At 53.0% G+C, this 17,496-nt stretch carries 14 protein-coding genes; 6 read left to right on the plus strand and 8 right to left on the minus strand.

Annotated elements, in window-relative coordinates:
- Positions 1 to 24 precede the first annotated feature (24 nt).
- The 3 genes from ACR0JX_RS11590 to ACR0JX_RS11600 all read left to right on the plus strand — a co-directional run bounded on the left by ACR0JX_RS11590 (position 25) and on the right by ACR0JX_RS11600 (position 2,805).
- Positions 25 to 984 (plus strand): TRAP transporter substrate-binding protein, encoded by a 960-nt coding sequence (locus ACR0JX_RS11590; RefSeq protein ID WP_480543955.1) that lies wholly within the window; start codon positions 25 to 27, stop codon positions 982 to 984.
- A gap of 64 nt (positions 985 to 1,048) precedes the next feature.
- Complete coding sequence (locus tag ACR0JX_RS11595; protein ID WP_480543956.1) at positions 1,049 to 1,537, plus strand: TRAP transporter small permease; 489 nt, start codon at positions 1,049 to 1,051, stop codon at positions 1,535 to 1,537.
- On the plus strand, positions 1,534 to 2,805 hold the full coding sequence (locus ACR0JX_RS11600) for a TRAP transporter large permease (protein WP_480543957.1): 1,272 nt from the start codon (positions 1,534 to 1,536) through the stop codon (positions 2,803 to 2,805). The genes ACR0JX_RS11595 and ACR0JX_RS11600 overlap by 4 nt, the downstream gene beginning before the upstream one ends.
- A 181-nt stretch (positions 2,806 to 2,986) precedes the next feature.
- Here ACR0JX_RS11600 and ACR0JX_RS11605 read toward each other — a convergent pair whose 3' ends face one another.
- The 6 genes from ACR0JX_RS11605 to ACR0JX_RS11630 form a co-directional block, all read right to left on the minus strand.
- Entirely contained in the window at positions 2,987 to 3,979 is a 993-nt protein-coding gene (locus tag ACR0JX_RS11605) for a phosphotransferase enzyme family protein (RefSeq protein WP_480543958.1), read from the minus strand.
- Positions 3,980 to 4,277: 298 nt separating this feature from the next.
- Positions 4,278 to 6,065 carry a CocE/NonD family hydrolase gene (locus ACR0JX_RS11610; protein ID WP_480543959.1) on the minus strand — a complete coding sequence of 596 codons (1,788 nt, stop codon included), beginning with the start codon at positions 6,063 to 6,065 and terminating at the stop codon, positions 4,278 to 4,280.
- Positions 6,043 to 6,819 (minus strand): hypothetical protein, encoded by a 777-nt coding sequence (locus ACR0JX_RS11615; protein ID WP_480543960.1) that lies wholly within the window; start codon positions 6,817 to 6,819, stop codon positions 6,043 to 6,045. Before ACR0JX_RS11615 ends, ACR0JX_RS11610 begins: the two co-directional genes overlap by 23 nt.
- A 250-nt stretch (positions 6,820 to 7,069) precedes the next feature.
- Entirely contained in the window at positions 7,070 to 7,537 is a 468-nt protein-coding gene (locus tag ACR0JX_RS11620; RefSeq protein ID WP_480543961.1) for a hypothetical protein, read from the minus strand.
- 80 nt (positions 7,538 to 7,617) lie between these two features.
- A complete protein-coding gene (locus tag ACR0JX_RS11625; RefSeq protein WP_480543962.1) occupies positions 7,618 to 8,700 on the minus strand; it encodes an alpha/beta hydrolase in 1,083 nt (360 codons plus the stop codon).
- Entirely contained in the window at positions 8,700 to 9,602 is a 903-nt protein-coding gene (locus ACR0JX_RS11630) for an alpha/beta hydrolase fold domain-containing protein (RefSeq protein ID WP_480543963.1), read from the minus strand. The genes ACR0JX_RS11625 and ACR0JX_RS11630 overlap by 1 nt, the downstream gene beginning before the upstream one ends.
- Positions 9,603 to 10,007: 405 nt before the next feature.
- Here ACR0JX_RS11630 and ACR0JX_RS11635 point away from each other — a divergent pair, with 405 nt between their 5' ends.
- Genes ACR0JX_RS11635 through ACR0JX_RS11645 form a run of 3 tightly spaced genes read left to right on the plus strand, consistent with a single transcriptional unit; the run spans position 10,008 to position 15,591 of the window.
- Positions 10,008 to 11,126 carry an efflux RND transporter periplasmic adaptor subunit gene (locus ACR0JX_RS11635; protein WP_480543964.1) on the plus strand — a complete coding sequence of 373 codons (1,119 nt, stop codon included), beginning with the start codon at positions 10,008 to 10,010 and terminating at the stop codon, positions 11,124 to 11,126.
- Complete coding sequence (locus tag ACR0JX_RS11640; protein WP_480543965.1) at positions 11,123 to 14,233, plus strand: efflux RND transporter permease subunit; 3,111 nt, start codon at positions 11,123 to 11,125, stop codon at positions 14,231 to 14,233. Before ACR0JX_RS11635 ends, ACR0JX_RS11640 begins: the two co-directional genes overlap by 4 nt.
- Entirely contained in the window at positions 14,230 to 15,591 is a 1,362-nt protein-coding gene (locus ACR0JX_RS11645) for an efflux transporter outer membrane subunit (protein ID WP_480543966.1), read from the plus strand. The genes ACR0JX_RS11640 and ACR0JX_RS11645 overlap by 4 nt, the downstream gene beginning before the upstream one ends.
- A gap of 138 nt (positions 15,592 to 15,729) precedes the next feature.
- Here ACR0JX_RS11645 and ACR0JX_RS11650 read toward each other — a convergent pair whose 3' ends face one another.
- Both ACR0JX_RS11650 and ACR0JX_RS11655 read right to left on the minus strand, forming a co-directional pair.
- Complete coding sequence (locus ACR0JX_RS11650) at positions 15,730 to 16,320, minus strand: Crp/Fnr family transcriptional regulator (protein WP_480543967.1); 591 nt, start codon at positions 16,318 to 16,320, stop codon at positions 15,730 to 15,732.
- A 184-nt stretch (positions 16,321 to 16,504) separates the two neighbouring features.
- A complete protein-coding gene (locus tag ACR0JX_RS11655) occupies positions 16,505 to 17,161 on the minus strand; it encodes a Crp/Fnr family transcriptional regulator (protein WP_480543968.1) in 657 nt (218 codons plus the stop codon).
- Positions 17,162 to 17,496 lie beyond the last annotated feature (335 nt).

Below are 17,496 nucleotides of genomic sequence, written 5' to 3' on the forward strand. Positions count from 1 at the left end.
AAATCGACAACCAGGGAGGAAAGAATGAAGAACATCAAAGGATTGATCACGGGTGTCGTGGCGGCATTTGGCGTAGCGTCAGTGGTAAATGCAGATGAGTTTCGTATCTCAACGCCTACGCCGCCCCCGCATATCTTCACAAAGACAGCAAACCATATGGCTGAAGCGCTTGCGTCCTCGTCGCAGGACGACACACTCGCCGTCTTTCCTGTGAACAAGCTGGGCAACGTGCCGACTGTCTTGTCACTGCTGCAAAGCGGTGCACTCGAGATGGCGGTCGTGCCGGTTGGTGATCTCGCAAACCGCGACCCTGCCTTTCTGGCTTGGTTCTTACCCTACCAATTCGAGAATCTTAGTGAAGCAGGTGCCGCAGCTCAAAGCGCTCCGGCACGAGAGATGCTTGATCGTCTCAAGCGACAGGGACTTATAGGACTTGGCTACGTATTTCCGGGTCAACGACACGTTTTGTCGAAGACCGAAATCGCAAGTGCTGCAGACCTCTCGGGCTTGAAGGTGCGCGCCTTTCCAAATGATATCTTCAGCGCGTGGTGGCGTGAAGTAGGCGCCGCTCCGACAGCGTTGCCGTTGCCGGAAATCATGCCTTCACTGGTAACCGGTGTTATCGACGCAGTGGATGTGGATCTCGACATTGTTGTGGGGCTCAAGATGTACGAGCAGGCGCCCAATGTAGTCATGACCAATCACATGTCTTTTCCGGGGGCCATCTTGGCCTCAAAGCAATGGTGGGATGGATTAAGCACGGAAGAGCAGGCCAGCATTGAAGCCATCGTTGCTAATTCCACCGCATGGGCGTTGGATGCTCAGATCGCAACGGAAGCTGCGTTACCCGGTGTGCTTGCCGATAATGGTGCAAACGTGACATCGCTTGATAGCGAAGAACTGCGCGGGGCTGGCGCGGCGGTTACACAAACCTTTTTGGAACGCGATCCTCTGGTCCAAGCGTTCTATGACGCCAACCGGTAAGGTGAGTTTCGGTGGCGCGATCAAGACTTGCGCCGTGCCACCGACTCTCAGGTCATGACAGAGAATGCGATTTCTTAGTTCTATCGACAAAGCGCTGCGCGCTGCGGAAATGACACTTGCAATCGTCTCGATGCTTGGTGTGGTCGGGATACTCACGGCGCAAGTCTTCTTCCGTTATGTTTTGCGCGATCCAATCTTTTTTGCTGAGGAAGTTGCTCTCATCCTTCTGATAATTGCAACTTTCTCCGGGCTTTCCCTTCTTGTCGCGGAGAAGCGCCTGATAGGTATCGATCTCGTAGGACCGCACTTGTCACCCGGAGCGCGTCGTCGATTGGTCAAGGGGCTTCAGCTTCTTTTAGCGGCAGTGTGCGGTTGCCTAGCTTTTCTTGCCGTCGGCTACGTTGTAACGCCCTGGGTCTGGTTTGAACGCTTTGCCACAGTGCCACTCCCAAGAGCCAGCCTTTACACGATTGTGGCCATCGAATTCTGCGTGGCAACGTTTCACCAGTTAATCATCCTTCTTTCGGACGACCAATCGGAGCAGTTGCAATGATCACTCTTGTCGTGTTTGCACTGCTGCTTTGCTTAGGACTGCCAATTATCTTTCTTCTTTTGCTGTCGTCCATCGTATTTGTAGTGGAAGTGGGTGCTATCGCGCTGTTCGACAGTTTTCTTGTTCAATCCGTTAAGGGGGTTGAGGCGACAGGCTTCCTGGCGATCCCCCTCTACATCCTTGTCGGCGAAATCATGAACCGGAGTGGCATTACCGAAAGGTTGATACGCTCCGCGATGCGTCTTGTCGGCGGTCTTCATGGTGGTCTTGCCTACGTGAACGTCCTGACCAATGCATTTTGCGCCGCGATTCTGGGGTCAGCCACAGCTCAGATTGCGATCATGTCCCGCGCCATGGTGCCCGAAATGGCGAAACACGGCTACGACAGATCCTTTGCGACGGGTCTTACCGTGACAACGGGACTTCTTGGACCCATTATTCCACCTTCGATGCTTATGATCATCTACGGCGTGTTAGCATATCAGTCTGTTGCCGCGCTTTTTGTTGCAGGGCTTCTGCCAGGTATTTTGGTGATGACGGCTTTCTTCGTCACGATTTTCCTGTCGAGAAAACGTCTGCCGGTTCGTTCGGAACACCAAGTTCTGTCCTATGTTCTGTCGGATGTTCTAATGGATGCTCTCCCTGGTCTGATTCCGTTGACGATTATCCTTGGTATCGTCTCCGGCGTCATGACACCCACAGAAGCTGGAGCGCTTGCCGCGATGGTGGCGCTCGTAATCTCGACAGTGGTTTTTCGTTCGCTGGAGGCCGCTGACTTTGTTCCGGTAATGAAGTCTGTTGTAATGTCCTCAGCATCGATCATCTCGCTTATCGCATTTGCAACGTTGCTGGGTTGGGTTCTCGCATATCAAGGGATCCCTGATCTCTTGGCGTCAGGAATTGCCGGCCTTTCGGTTGGGCCTGTTAGCTTTCTCTTTCTGGTCTGTCTCGTCGTCTTCGTACTTGGTATGTTTCTCGATGGGATTGGCGTGATGATTGTAATCGTTCCAGTTCTGCTACCAGTTTCTGCGGCCTTTGGAATTGATCCAATCCATTTTGGCGTTGTCATAAGTGTGGCAACATTGACCGGGCTGGTGTCTCCACCGGTTGGACCTGGCCTCTATATCGCCATGGACGCAACTGGTTTGAAAATGACACCAATCGTCAAAGGCGCGCTGCCTTTCCTGGCCGCATTTCTGTTGTCCCTATTCGTTATCGTTTTGCTTCCACGCCTGTCGACGGCGTTGCCGACACTGCTGGGCCTTTGATCGCAGACCTGCGATCTGGAGTACTTGCAGATACAAGAGTTCGTTCGGAACCAAACCTCCGCTCGTTTATGTGATGCCGACTGACGCCGATTAAATAAGAGTTATTCGGTTGCTCCATGACACACCTAAAGGGTTTCTGCAGAGGTTTTTGCTTGGAACATGAGCGCTTCGCCTCTTGCCCTTATACTATGCGCTCAAGCTTCGATTTGACCTCTTGAAGACGCGAAGTTGAAAGTTCTTCCCCTCTTAGCAAGCTGAATTGAGCCATATCATAGTGGTTCCAAATTTGGCCGAGCATGGCAAACGAGGGTATGAGTTCCTTTTCGAGTGTGCTGAAAGGTCGGATCGTTTCATACCCTTCCATGAATTCGTGTCGCATGTCGGGATTTTGAAATGCTGAAACTGCGAAGTCATAAGCGCGCCAACCATAAGCGCAGTGATCAAAATCTATAAACGTATAGTTACCCTCTTCATCGAAAAGAATGTTGCCGACGTTCAAATCAGCATGAATAATGCCATACACTGGTGCTTTAGTCTGCATCGCGGCGAATCTGGTTCTGATCTCTTTTGTAAACTCATAAAAAAACGATTGATCGATCATACCCCGTTCTGAGAACAATCCTGCAAAAAACTCTATCGGTTCTTTAAGTAGGTGGGTTTCAAGGTTGAGATGGTATCGGTGGTAGGGAGAAGTGAACCCATCACTAGTGTTGTGGATCAGGGCAAAAGTACGACCAACTCCGGCGACGTGCCTACGTTGCAACAATCCTTCGTCAACAGCTCGTTCTGCATTTACACCAGACAGAAAGCGAAACAGCGCGAAGGAGCGGTGCGAGTTTTGAAAGTTAAATGTTGAAAGCCACGAGTTACTTTTGTTCATTACAGGTCGAACGACTGGCAATCCTTGGGATCCCAGGAAGTCTAGAATCTCAAGTTCGAACCGAAAGTCGTTGAATCCCCGGATATAGTATTTTCCATTCAGATAAATGCGCAGCACAAAACAACCCCGTTCGGTTCTGACCAGGTAGTTTTGATTAGAGCCCGCTCGGATTAGTTCGCAGTCTTCTGGCTCACCAACATCATATTGGTCTGCAACAATCCGCAGAACACTATCGGAGTCCAATAGTGCGTTATTTCGGCAGCTAGTCCGGCTTCTGTCCGCGAAGGAGTCCATTTTTGGCTAAACTATACGTGTTACATTTCGGTCTCGAACCTAATTGTATCATGACGGACGTATGCAGACGACAAATGATTGCCCGACTGGTCCCGGTCCCGTGTGGCACCTGTGCTCCTCTACCCGAATGTGTAAGCTTTTAGAACCTCTCGAAATTGAGCAGTGAGTAACACAAAGGAGTTCCTTTATCTGGCGCGACCAGCTGTGCTCTGATCGCTCGACAAGCGGTCGGAGGTGATGGAACTGCCGAAGCCCTGTTCTTTGCGACACTAAACGTGGTCGTTAGGCTTCGAAGCTCTCAGTCATTGGTAGCAGTTGGTACTCGATCGCGCGGGACAACTGGTACCAGCAGTTGTGCATCGTACTCACCTCCGAAATGCAGCACGTGTAATCCCTTGTTCAGACTCGTGTCCTTTCCAAAGACTGGTGCATGGACTAACTCTCGCGGCGAAATGGTCACATGCAGGCTTTCACCTGCTGAGAAAAACGTAGCAATGGGGCACAAAGGGATGTCGACCGGGACAATCTGTCCATCCGTCAGTTCTTGAACCGTGCTACCGTCCAGAACGGGAAGCCAATCGGTTGAACGTGCAGCGTCAAGCGATCGCCGGGAAACGCGTAAGTATCCGCGGGATAGAAGATCGTCCTCTGATCCGATTGTGCCATTAAAGCGGACCGAATGACCGTGGGCATCGCGCTTATCCAAAAAACAACACAGGACCATGTCAGTGGGCGTCTTGGATGTGTTATCGCCCCTTGCCTCTACCCAGACGCGCAGTTTGACGTGGCCGCTCAGTTCAGTGTCTTCTGAAAAGGTTAAAGCGAATTCCGCAGCGCCCTGCATATCATAGTGCACCTCGGACGCGATTTCAGGGCAGGTTTCGACAAGGCCGTCGCCAGAGAGAAAGAGAGGTTTGTACTCTGTGTCTGGCAGGGGCCAATCCTGCTCCCAACGCACATCGTGGATTTGGTCTTTTGAGGACCGTATTTCCAAACGCAACTTGGGGAGATTATTGAAACGGTTGCTTTGGCCCTTCAGATGGTGATCCATGAAGTCCAAAAGAAGTGTTTTGACGTCCTCCGAGTAGTAAGAAGCCCATTTGCCAGTCCTGTGGGTGTACATCCACTTACGTGGGCTTGAAGCCTCGCGAAAGGCGCGATCTGAGCCCGGCGTGTGCAGTTCGTGATCCGAGAACGATGTACAAACGAGCATAGGTGTCTTTATCGCGCTGAAATCCACGGCCTTGTCGGCCCAATATTCATTGAACAAGGGGTGAGCGTTCAGAAGCTCTGTTGGTTTGGCACCTTCGCGCGCTGCCAGTGCTTCGTGGGAATTGTTGAGCGTTTCTTTGACTTCCGTATGCCACCAAAATTTCAGGAACGTCGTGTCTGCAACGCCACCGCGGCAGATTAAATCCCGGTAAAGGTCGGAAACGCCTTCCCATGGCGAGATGCATTTGAGAGGCGATGCATCGCCGTCTTTCGCGGCGGCAACGGCCGCATGGTACTGGCTAATGGCGAGATAGCTGACACCGCTTAGGCCAATCGCGCCATCGCACCACTTCTGTGCGGCAACCCACTTGATTGCTTCGTAGAAGTCCTCGCCCTGTTTTTTCGACATGAGTTCCGCTTGACCGATGCTGTTGGCGTAGCCGGGTAGGTTGAGGTTCACCAACGTATAGCCATTTGGAACCCAGAAATTGGGATCGGGCGACTCCCAGCTTGTGAGCGTCGAAAAAGTCGGGATCTCACCTGATTGTGGTATGAGGCGATACTGTTGAGGCGGCCCCTTTAGCGGAGTACGACCCAAAACCGGTAACAGATGATTGTCGTAGGGATGAGCGCACATCACGACAGGGTCTGCCAAGCGATCTCTGGTACGCGACTTTGACCGGAAAATGTTGCAGGTCATCACGGCGCCATTTGCGATGGGTACGTGCACATCATATTGGCATAGGATATCGGGGTCCGGCTCGATCAAATTGCACTGCGGGCGAAAGATCTGACCGCTGCGGATCGCCCGGGACAGCATCGGCCAGGCCGCCCGAATTGTCCTCCACATTTCAAGCACAAATGGAACCTCCATTGGCTCGCTGATGATTGGCTTCGTTTGGAACGGTGCACGGTAGGCCGCGTTTTCGTATTTTGGCGAGCCGGCTATGCGGGGTACTGGCACTTGCGCTTTCGGCTCCGGGTGGTTCTGGACCGAGAACGAGCAAGGTCACGAAGAGAGCAACGGCAGAAAGAACACTCACCGCAAGACCGAACAAGGTGGCTTTGGTCACCCTACCGAATAGTTTGAAGTCGAGGACAGCAATACTCGCCATCAGCGCAAGCCAAGCAGGCATTGCCAAGGCTTCGGCTCCGAAAGGTTGAAACAATCTGGCGAGCGCTGGCGTCATGAGAGCGAGGCTTGCAAAAAGGATCATCCGCATATGCGCAACACGATCTTGGCGCCAGACCATCGCAGCACTAAAGAAAATCGCGAAGGTGACTATGTTGCTGGTGTTCGAAACAACCTGGATCCAATTGAACTCTCTCACATTCAGTTCGATGATCATTAAGACTCCCGTCACCACGACCAAAAGCGCAGCGAGCTGGCCAAACTGACCGATATGTATGTGAGTGGTGACTTCGCGCCTGTTGATCAGTAACGATTGTGAAACGACTAAGAAGAACCAAACGGCCATAACAATAATATGGACGATAAGTGTTGAGCGGATAGGCGGCCAATACTCGGGCAGAAACACAGCCCTGCTGCCAAAACCTAAGACCACCAGTAAAAGGAGAATGAGACTAAATCGAAATGCGAATGATTTCTGTGTCGCCAATTGTTCCATCGTCAAGCTCCACGCCTATTGGAAAAGCATCGTCAGTAACACCGCTACGGCACAGTCGGCCGAATCGAAAAACCCCGCTGACATTAGCCGGAAGTACGATCACTCAGATGAACCTCGGTTAAGCTTGGACGTTAGGTCTCCCGGCGGGTGTTCGCGAAAACAGAACCGGTACTCTGAACTGCAGAGCTCGGCACTTTCATGGACGCTGCGCATAGTGGCGAATACCGGCGAATTTCTTTGCGCCATGGGCTCAGACAGCTCCGGGCAAGCCCATCACCGCGCCAGTGTGGCTAAGGAACAAGATGCCAAATGCACATGCAGCCCAGATCAATCCACGCAAGAAACGCATCCGCTTGATCTCGCGCAGTTTCGAGGTTTTCAGCAACTCGTAGCAATATTCGCTTACCGGGTCGCATTTCGTGATCGATGCGCGCAGATCTTCTACCGAAGTGACGCTCTCCGGCTCAACATAAAGAATTCGCTCTATGCTGACTTCAAGGTTTTGGCTCAACTTCGGTGCCGTTTTGCGCGTTGGGTAGAGGACGTGGCCAAAGTGAAAAATCGGAAACAGAATAACCCCCCATGAAAGCAGAACGAACACGATTGGATCTCCCGGTACCGTTGGAAGCACCTCATTGATTTCTGCAACAATTCCGAGAGCGAATATGTAACCGACACCCACAATCTGCGCTTTTGTATCATATGCTCGCACGGTCATCTGAGCCTCGGCCAAACTGTCCTGAAGCAATGGGATCAACTGATGCTCTATACTTTCCAATTTGGTTGCACCTTCAGCATTCACGATGGGGGTGGGAGAGGTGGCGCCGAAGGATTCCTTAACCCAGTCGATAGGGCATCCCCAAGAAGCCCCAAGACAGTCGGGGACGAGAACGGAACAATATGGGAGTTCCCAGCGTCTTCGATCGACGTAAAGTCCAAAACCGTCAGGCCAAGCGCTCGATATCGATCAGCATCGCGCGAAGAGCCAACCCTCTCACGCTGTGACGATAAGAAGGCCGATAGCCTTAGCACCCGATCACCTTGGGATATGATGAGCACAGAGTTGGAAGGCAAAGGCTGCGCATCCATGATCTGGCTTTCGAAGACGTCAGGAGCAACATCCGGTTGAACCATCAATAAGCCATCAATCACAAGAGCGTCGCCAATCTCACCTCTCAATTTGATCAGCGCCTCTAACGCCAAAAATACTCCTAAGGAATGCGCGACGAGGATGATATCCTTGTTCCATGCCTGACGAAGCGCCTTCAATACGTCCGCTAGTGTGGTCCTTGCATGGATGGCGCTATCCCGGTCATGGATGTATGCAGTGCCTCGACCCGCTGACGGCCAAACAAAAGATACGGCAGGACCTACGTGCCCGACGTCTTGGACAACCTGCACTTGTCTTGTGATTGCCTCGGCTGGTGTATTGTTAAAGCCATGAACCCAGAGCATGAGCGGGTCGTCCCGTTCGGCAGCGTCAGGAACAATCTCTCGCAAAGTCGCTCTAAGCTGTCTTTCGGGAATCCGTATTTCTGAAACAAGCTCGAAATTGTTTCCTTCGGATGCTGGCAATTCTCCAAAAGGTCGGTTCTTCGGTGTGCTCAGCTCCAGCATCGAGAACCGCACGTCGTCACCACGACCGATGCGGTATTGTTCGGACGTCGGCTCGACGCGATTTGAGGCAACAAGTACCTTTCGCGTAGGCATGCTTGGACCTACCCCCGAGATTTCGAAGTCGGCGTCTCTCGCACATCCCGTTACGGACAAAGTTGCGGCACCAAGCAGGAACTTCCGGCGATCAAATGGACCAGACGTCGTTAGCCTGTTGGTAGCGTTCGTTGGCGTGTCGAACGGACATGTTTGGTCAGATGCGGCCATCACGTATCCGAGTCCAACTCACCCGCGAGAAACTCTATGACCGCCTGGATTGTTGCAGGGTCATTGAACTCACCGCCACCATGCGTCCCTTCAGCGAGGATCTCAAGCCTGACACCACCATTTGACGGATGCGTTGCGATGGCATCATGCAGCCGAACGGACTGTAGTGCTGAGATAAGGGGGTCTTTCGCTCCATGCATGATCAGGATGGGTGGCAATCGGGCGTCATCCGGCAAAGCCTCAAGAAAGGTAAGTGGACTGGCGGACCGCGCCAACTCCGGATTTTCGCCCACTGGAGCGCCAATGAGTCCCGACTCCGGAGAGCCCGGACCATCCGTGTTGCTTGATCCTTGCCCGGAAGCGGCCATGTCGTCATCCATCGTGTTGAAGTCGACTGGGCCGAACCAAACCACGGCCGCGCGCACGATGCCTGCTCTTTGAGCCGCAAGCTCAAACGTAGACGTCGCGGTCAGGTGACCGCCGGCGGATTGTCCAAAAAGCGCGATCCGATCCGGGTCGATCCCGAAGTCTGTTGCGTTGTCATGTAGAAACCGCACAGCGCGAGTTACATCTGCCAATTGCGCAGGCCACTTTGCTTCGCCAGAAAGCCGATAGTTGATTGCCGCGACTGCGAAGCCGGTTGCGAGAAAATCGTTTAAGTGGCCTGGTCTTGCCTTATCACCTGACCGGAAGCCGCCACCATGAACCAAGATAACAACTGGCTGCGGCTCGGCAGTTGTTTCGGAGAGATAGACGTCAAGCGTATTTCTGCTGCTTTCCTTGGCATACGCAATATCTTGAAAATGCGGCTGCGTGGCCGTTAGCCGGTAGATGGCAAGGATCGAGAGTGCTGCGACAGCGATAAGTAGTGTGAATACCAGAGGTTTTGTGATCCGTGCCATACCAATGTTTCAATTTGGTTTTCCCATGTCGACCTTAATCGAAGAAAACGCCACGCCACTGAACCTTGGTTAACTTTCATCCTTAGAATTTATTTTAAACTGGGCGGCAGTGTGGGGCGAAGTTGTCTGCCGGTCTCACAATGAGAATACTCCAAATAGGGTTGGGTCAAAGCCTTGCGCTCAGTCTTGATCAAGTCGATTTTTCTGGTTCCTGTTGTCTTTGCAATATTCGTTGTTTCGTTGATGACCGATCAGACGGACGGTGCCGCTTCCTCCAATGCCGAGATACCAGTCCCTGTTCGCGTTAGAGCAATACAACCTACGTCCGTTTCGGCCAGAATAACGGGCTTTGGCCGCGTGGAGGCGACACGTTCTTGGTCAGGCATAGCTGAAGTGGAAGGGCGCTTGACGCGCTATGACGACGACCTGCGCGTTGGTGCCTTGGTTCGGGAAGGTGACGTTCTTTTTGAGATTGACCCAAGAGATTATCAGATTGCAGTCGCTCTGGCCGAAGCCGACATTCTGCGCGCTGAGGCGGATTTGGAAGATGTTCGTGTAAACGGTGAGAACACAGAGGCGTCCCTTGAAATTGAGAGAGAAATTCTTGAAATCTCGAAAGCGGAAAGGGATCGCTTACAAGGGCTGGTCGACCAAGGCGCTATTGCCACAACCGAGCTTGACAGCGCCAACCAGTCTTACCTTTCGCAACAATCAACGGTGACGTCTCTCGAAGCAACACTTGCGCTTGTTGATCCGGATACGCTTTCGGCGGAGGCTTCACTGGCGAAGGCTGAGGCAGATCTCGAAAGCGCCCAGCGCGACCTGGAGCGGACCGAGGTCAAGGCGCCCTTTACCGGTCGTGTCATTGAACGGGGGGCAAGCGCACTCGAATATGCGCGCGTAGGCGATGTGCTTGTCACAATTGAAGACGTGAGCGCATCCGAGGTCGAAGCCGCCTTCCAGCCCACTGATCTTGCGCGACTGGTTGGCTCGGTCAATGTCGCGGAGATTGTTGGTTTGCCCGGGCTAGAACCTGTAAACGTAAACTTTCAATCGGTTTTTGGAGACGTACTGACAGCAGAAGTCGTGGCAAGCTTCGCGGATGGGATGGCGATTACCTGGCCCGCAAAACTCGCACGCATAACCGACCAGATCGATGAAGTTACAGGCGCCATCGGAATTGCCGTCCGCATAGAAGGGGCCGCTTTCCCAGATCCGGCGTCAGGACGTCCCCCTTTGTTGAACGGCGGCTTCGTTGAAGTCACTTTAACGGGCCCACTGCTCCAGAATGTGCTGTTAGCTCCGGAAAGGGCGGTAAGGTTCGAGGGCCAGCAGGCTTATGTCTATGGCGTAGGGTTGGATGACAGGCTTGTGCGCCTGAATGTCGAGTTAGGCCAAACCTTTGGTGACATGGTGCACGTTCGTGCCGGCATGGCTGCTGGGACAAGGCTTGTCCTATCAAATCCCGTGCCTGCAACAATTGGCTTGCTTTTGGATCCATTTGAGGACGGGGCAGACCAATGATTGCGTTTTTTGCGCGGCATCCGGTCGCTGCAAATCTTATCTTGCTGGCCGGGTTGTTTTTGGGCCTTATGACCTTCAGCGGCATGGAACGGGAGTCGTTCCCGGAGTTCTCGTCTTCGCAGGTTTCGGTCACTGTCGCCTATCCCGGTTCAACCGCTGAGGATGTTGACGAAGAGATCTGTCTGGTTCTCGATGACACCCTGCAAGCCATCACCGACCTTGATGAGCTGTCATGTCAATCGGTATCCGGGTCTGCCGTTGCGACTTTGTCGATGATTGAAAGCGGAGACATAGCACAGTTTTTCAACGATATTTTTTCTGAAGTGTCCGCGGTTCAGGATTTCCCGGCCGACGCAGAAGAGCCCGCTGTGGCCATCGCAGCACGCACCGAACAGATTGCCTTGGTAGCCGTGGGCGGCCTTGCTTCGGATGAAGCGCTCGTACTTTATGCCGACACTCTTTCGGCAGAGCTTGCGTCGTTGCCCGGCGTGGCAAGTGCTACCGTCCGTGGCATCTCAACTTTGGAATACCTGATACGCATCGACGAAACCGCGCTCAGACGCTATGGACTTTCGCCGAAAGACGTTGCGGACGCGATTTCCGCAAGGTCGATTGCGAGCCCCCTTGGAACGGTCGAAACCGCCGGGATGAATTTTAGTCTGAGGCTGGACGACGTGCGGCGCAGCGTTCCCGAATTGAACACGCTTGCAATTGTGGAAACCAGCGACGGCGGCCTCGTCCGGTTGTCGGATATTGCAGCGGTTTCCTTGTCCCTTGCCGATCCCGATGACCGATCAGAGCTTAACGGCGACGCGGTGGCTATCATCGCTTTGAGTAAAGCCAAAGCCGACGATGCGCTGGATGCCTTTACCGCGGTGAACGAATTTGTCGGCGATGTGAACGCTCGCCATGGCGGAAACCTTCGCCTTTCGATCATCAACAACTCGACACAGACAATCTCGGATCAAATCACGCTAGTGGTTGAAAATGCAGTGCAGTCGCTCGTGCTCGTCTTCGTCACGATGTGCCTGTTCTTTTCGTTTCGAGAAGCGTTTTGGATTTCGCTCGCCCTGCCGTTTTCCTTTCTGTTGGGGCTCTTTGCGATGAACGCCGTGGGTGTCACGATCAACATGATGTCACTGCTGGCGCTGCTCATGTCCATCGGCATTATCATGGACGACAGCATCGTCATTGCGGAGAACATCGACAAGTGGCGGGCAGAACTTCCACCGCAAGACGCCGCGATAAAGGGCACGCAGGAGGTGATGTCCGGCGTCATATCGTCGTTTCTTACGACGGCTGGAGTATTCGGGCCGCTGATGTTTCTGAGCGGCGAAATTGGTGCCGTCCTCCAGGTTGTGCCGATCGTACTGCTGATCACTTTGACCGCGTCTCTGATAGAGGCATTCCTTATCCTGCCAAATCACCTTTCGCATTCCGGCGCCAATCCGAGAGAGCAGAAAAAGCGACTTGTTTCGCGTATGCTGGAATACTTCAACGAACATGGCGTTGTGCCACTGACCACGATTTTGACCCGGTGGCGTTACTTGTCACTGGGCTGTGTCTTTGCGGTGCTCGTCCTGACTGTCGGACTGATCACTTCGGGCACGGTGCGCGTGGTGGGATTTCCCGAGACAGAGGCTGATACAATCGTTGCTCGCGTGGCACTGACACCGGGCTTGCAGGTTACGCATACGCAAGCGGCAACATCGAAAATTGTCGCCGCAGTTGAGCGCCTCGATGCGGAACTTGCGCCTGACACCGAAGCCGGTGCGCCTTTGGTTGAGCGCATACTGGTTGAATATGGCCGGAACGCCGATGTCAGCAACAACGGACCGCACACCGCGACCGTGACGGTGGATTTGCTCAGCAGCGATGAACGCAACGTGTCTTCGGCGGTGCTGCTCGCAGCCTGGCGCGAGGAAGCCGGTGCAATACCTGACGTTTCGCAGCTCAACTTCACCACCTCAAGTGCTTCGCCGGGCGGCAGCGACATTGAAACCTCACTCTTTTCTCAAGATTTGGATCAGTTGCATGCGGCGTCTGCAATTCTCTTGGACAGACTTGCGGCACGAGATGACGTAAGGTCTGTCTATTCTGACTTCACATTCGGGCAAACCGAAATCGAACTAAAGTTGAACGCTTTCGGGCGCTCGTTGGGTCTTACATCTGACGCTTTGGCCGGGCAGCTTAGAACGTCCTTTTCGGGCACCGAGACCGATAGCTTCAGCGAAGGAGAAACGGTTTATGGTATCAAAGTCGAACAAACGGATGTGGCCTCGACATTGGGTGATCTCGAGGCCTTTCCAATTACGCTAAGCGATGGCGCGCAGGTGCCGCTTCTGCGTGTTGCCACCATTGTAGAGAGCGCGTCTTTCGCGCAGATCACCCGAGAAAACAATCGCGCAAGGGCCCGTATTGTTGGTGAACTTGATCGCGCCGTTCAAACCGCCAACGGTATCAGTACAATCATTACAGACGAATATGCGCCTGAGATCGCAGCGCTCTATCCCGATGTGGTCGTCACTATCGGCGGGGCAGCGGATGAACAAGCCGAAACGCAAGCGTCGATCCTGTCAGCATTCGCGATCGGGCTGGTGCTGGTCTACATCGTCCTTGCCTTCCAGTTCAGAAGCTATGTTCTGCCACTCTTTATACTCATCTCGATACCGTTCGCGCTGATCGGTGTGGTCCTCGGACACTTCGCGTTGGGCATGGATATATCAATGCCATCGCTGATCGGGTTTGCCTCGCTATCCGGCGTGGTGGTCAACAACGCAATCCTCTTCGTTACGTTCTTTGAAAAACACGCGGTCGAAACGCACTATGCGAAAGCCGCGGTTGAGGCGGTACGCGCAAGGTTCCGGCCGGTCGTGCTGTCTTCGTTTACCACCTTCATCGGCCTGCTGCCTGTCGTCTTTGAGACGTCACCATCCATCGCCACGATCGTTCCTGTGGTTGTTTCTGTGGCGTTCGGAGTTTTGTCATCCGTGTTTCTCGTGATCCTGGTTTTTCCTGCGGTCATGTCGATCTACTTTGACTTCGCCAATCTGGACAGGTGGTTGGGGCAAAACGCCGGGGTGCCATTTGACAAGGCCATTTCATGAAATCCCTGACGCTTGTAACGATCTGTGCCACGGTCTTTGTGTCGGCCTGCACAGCAGTTGGTCCGGACTTCACACCCCCACAGGTTGAACTTTCCTCTTCTTTTGTTGCCGGTCAGACCGAGAGTTTGACATCCCCGGAAACCCAAATGTGGTGGCGCGAATTCAACGATCCCATATTGAACGACCTCATAGCAACGGGACTTTCAAGCAACCTCGACATTCGCACCAGCCTCGCGCGTATCGCACAGGCAGAGGCTGGTCTGCGTGGAACCGGGGTAAACGCACAGCTCTCGGGAAACCTGTCCAATGACAATCTTCGCACAGGGGGTGACGGAGTCCCGACCACCACAAACAGCAGCACCGATCTTTCGGGATCTTTTGTGATCGACCTCTTTGGAGGTATCCGGCGTGAACGGGAACAAGCTGTGGCCAATCTTGAACAGGCCGGCTTCGACCTCGGCGATGCCCGTTTGGCATTCACGCTGTCGATCGTAGGGGGCTATATCGACGCGCGTTTCGCGCAGGAAGCCGCGGAGCTCACGCGAAAAACTGTCGCGAGTCGCCAGAGCACGTTGGACCTCGTACGCAGCAAACGTACGGCAGGATCCTCCTCGGAACTCGATGTTGCACAATCAGAAGCCGATTTGTTCTCGGCTCAAGCTGATCTCGAAGGATATATCTCTGACTTTGAAACATCGGTGTTCGCCATTGCAACACTTCTTGATGCCGAGCCCGCGCCGCTTTTGAGCAGATTGCAGCAAGGCGCTGCTCAACCTCTTGCGCCCAGGGTTTCCAGCCTGGGTGTGCCTGCGGATTTGCTTCGCAGCCTACCTTCCATACGCTCTGCGGAACGGGGCTATGCTGCCGAAGTCGCGGACCTTGGCGTGCAAGAAGCCAACCTGCTGCCCTCGCTAACTCTGTCGGGAAACTTGACTGTATCGGATACGGACACATGGTCTTTCGGACCAACGCTTTCGCTGCCAGTTTTTGGGCAGGGCGCCTTGATAGCACAACGCGACGCACAGATCGCCGCGGTGGAAGAAGCCGAGCTCGCTTGGCGCACGGCTGTTCGATCAGCGGTAGAAGATGTAGAGAAAAACGCAGCTGCGCTCGTCAGGTCCCAACTTCAAATTGAGTTCTTGCGCCGGGCAGTCACCGCCAGCGACCTGAGTTTGGACCTCAATCGGGCGAATTTTGAGGCTGGGCAGTCGTCGTTGTTTGAACTTCTCGACGCGGAACGCACCACCACCTCTCAGCGACTTTCGCTGGCCTCTGAAGTTCGAGCCGCGGCTACTGAATGGTCCAGCCTGCAAGTCGCTTTGGGCCGGGGCTGGCGTGTGCGCACAGATCTTCGTTGAAACTCACAGGATGCATTTGACCACACCGGTTGACAACTTTCGCGAGGTTTCTCGCAACCAACCGCTATACCGTCCGCCACGCTTTTTTTCCCATCTAGATTTAAAAGTTGGGAAATCGTGTGCCGGAACAACGCGTGCTCAGATGGCCAAATACCTTTTTCGAAGTCTGCTGTAGGCTTGTGGTGTGATTCCGAGGAACGACGCAACATCTTTCTTCAGTGCATGTTTCATTGCAGACTTATAGCGTGTTTCGAGGAACTTAATGCCCGTCTTCGAGCTGTTTAGACTTCTGCAATTCAAAAGATCTTTTTCGAACTCCAGAGTTTCGATGATCTTCAAACGAATGTACCTGCCAAACGCGTCACCAGAAGTAGAATATTCCTTGAGAGCGAACTGTGATGGAAACTCCACCCCCTCAACCTCGCTAACGGCAAAAACCCTGTCTCTCCCATACTTGTGGGTAAACGCACAGTCGACACTTGTCGCAACATGTCCTGTTTCAAAGAATCGCGTCAGGCTTACCTGACCGTCCTCGTGGATAAAGCTTGAGGCGGCTATCCCACTCGAAACGAGAAGAATTCGTTCTGCACTGCTCACATCATCGTAAATTGGGCCGCGCGCTCTAAACCTTCGTTCGGATGCATTTTCACAGATTCGATGCCACTCTGACCGGGTTGGCTTGCAACCAAGTTCTATCATCTGGCTTTCAAGATACTCTAGTTGGGTCATTACCGTTTCCTACTTGGACGTTGCTCTCTGGTCCTAAAGCAAAAGATTCGCAAATGAGAGTACGATATCGAATAGGAATCAGATCTCAGTTCATTAGTCAGTGTGGTGTTGAAAAAACCGAACTATTTATGTGAATCCAGCAATAGGTTCCCAACCGCATGAAAGCGCAAGTGTCGCGTGACCACTATCCGGCTGGCTTCTTGTCGGCTTGCTCTGCGCCCATAGTAGCCGCAGCATCGTTGGCAAAAGCTTGGTTAGCTGGCCTCTGTCTTCTCTGTATCCGGCTGTAGGCTTGAGGCGTGATGCCGAGGAAAGCAGCGATGTCTCTCTTAAGTGCATGCTCCATCACGGAGGAATGGTGTGTCTGGAGAAATTTTAGACGCGCCTCCGGGAAGTTCAAGTTTTGGCAAACCAAGAGATCTTTATCAAATTGTAGAGTTTGGACGAAATGCAATCGGATAAACCTACCAAACTCTTGTCCGAATGAATACTCGTGAAAAAAGAACTCAAATGGAAAATCGAGTCCCGCAACATCTGTCACTGCAATAACTTCCTCACTGCCGTAGTTACCTGTTAAAATGCTGTCGACATTTGTCGCGATGTGACCGGGCTCAAAGAATCGCGTCAAAGTAACGCGACCATTTTCATGGTTGAAGAAAGAGGCAGCAATACCCGATGAAATGAGAAAAACGCGATCGGTAACGGTCACATCGTCGTAGATCGGTGCGCGCGCCTTGACTTGCCGCTCCACACCATGTTCGCCGACGCGACTCCATTCCTCGTCTGTTACCTTGCATCCAAATTCTTCTACCAGACATTTGAGATAGTCTAGTTGTGACATGTTTGGCTCCTAGATTTCGAAGTTTGTGACGGGCCCGATGCGCAAGAGGTTTTAGAAAGGCGCGCGGATTTGCTGCCGTTTTGCATTCAACCATATGTAAAAACGCTCAGATTGAACTTAACCTGGGTTCAGTCTGATTGTGAAAGCCAGTGATCAGCCCCATCCAAGTGGTCCAGTTTGAGTGTAAATGCATGATTGGCCTACGTTCCATCGGGATGAGGCCTTTGAAGTCGTAGTGCTAGAGGGTAAATACGAGGGGACCAACGACCATTTGCTTTGCCGCAGCCACGCTTTTGAGAACAGCATCTGAAGAAACTCAGACCTGATTTTTCCCT

Source organism: Ruegeria sp. AH7, from assembly GCF_056541325.1.

Bases quoted from the DNA above. Each gene is read 5' to 3' on its own strand.
- ACR0JX_RS11625 (WP_480543962.1), bottom strand. From the start codon at position 8,700: ATGGCCGCATCTGACCAAACATGTCCGTTCGACACGCCAACGAACGCT.
- ACR0JX_RS11645 (WP_480543966.1), top strand. From the start codon at position 14,230: ATGAAATCCCTGACGCTTGTAACGATCTGTGCCACGGTCTTTGTGTCG.
- ACR0JX_RS11595 (WP_480543956.1), top strand. From the start codon at position 1,049: ATGCGATTTCTTAGTTCTATCGACAAAGCGCTGCGCGCTGCGGAAATG.
- ACR0JX_RS11590 (WP_480543955.1), top strand. From the start codon at position 25: ATGAAGAACATCAAAGGATTGATCACGGGTGTCGTGGCGGCATTTGGC.
- ACR0JX_RS11610 (WP_480543959.1), bottom strand. From the start codon at position 6,065: ATGGAGGTTCCATTTGTGCTTGAAATGTGGAGGACAATTCGGGCGGCC.
- ACR0JX_RS11640 (WP_480543965.1), top strand. From the start codon at position 11,123: ATGATTGCGTTTTTTGCGCGGCATCCGGTCGCTGCAAATCTTATCTTG.
- ACR0JX_RS11650 (WP_480543967.1), bottom strand. From the start codon at position 16,320: ATGACCCAACTAGAGTATCTTGAAAGCCAGATGATAGAACTTGGTTGC.
- ACR0JX_RS11655 (WP_480543968.1), bottom strand. From the start codon at position 17,161: ATGTCACAACTAGACTATCTCAAATGTCTGGTAGAAGAATTTGGATGC.
- ACR0JX_RS11615 (WP_480543960.1), bottom strand. From the start codon at position 6,819: ATGGAACAATTGGCGACACAGAAATCATTCGCATTTCGATTTAGTCTC.
- ACR0JX_RS11620 (WP_480543961.1), bottom strand. From the start codon at position 7,537: ATGACCGTGCGAGCATATGATACAAAAGCGCAGATTGTGGGTGTCGGT.
- ACR0JX_RS11605 (WP_480543958.1), bottom strand. From the start codon at position 3,979: ATGGACTCCTTCGCGGACAGAAGCCGGACTAGCTGCCGAAATAACGCA.
- ACR0JX_RS11600 (WP_480543957.1), top strand. From the start codon at position 1,534: ATGATCACTCTTGTCGTGTTTGCACTGCTGCTTTGCTTAGGACTGCCA.
- ACR0JX_RS11630 (WP_480543963.1), bottom strand. From the start codon at position 9,602: ATGGCACGGATCACAAAACCTCTGGTATTCACACTACTTATCGCTGTC.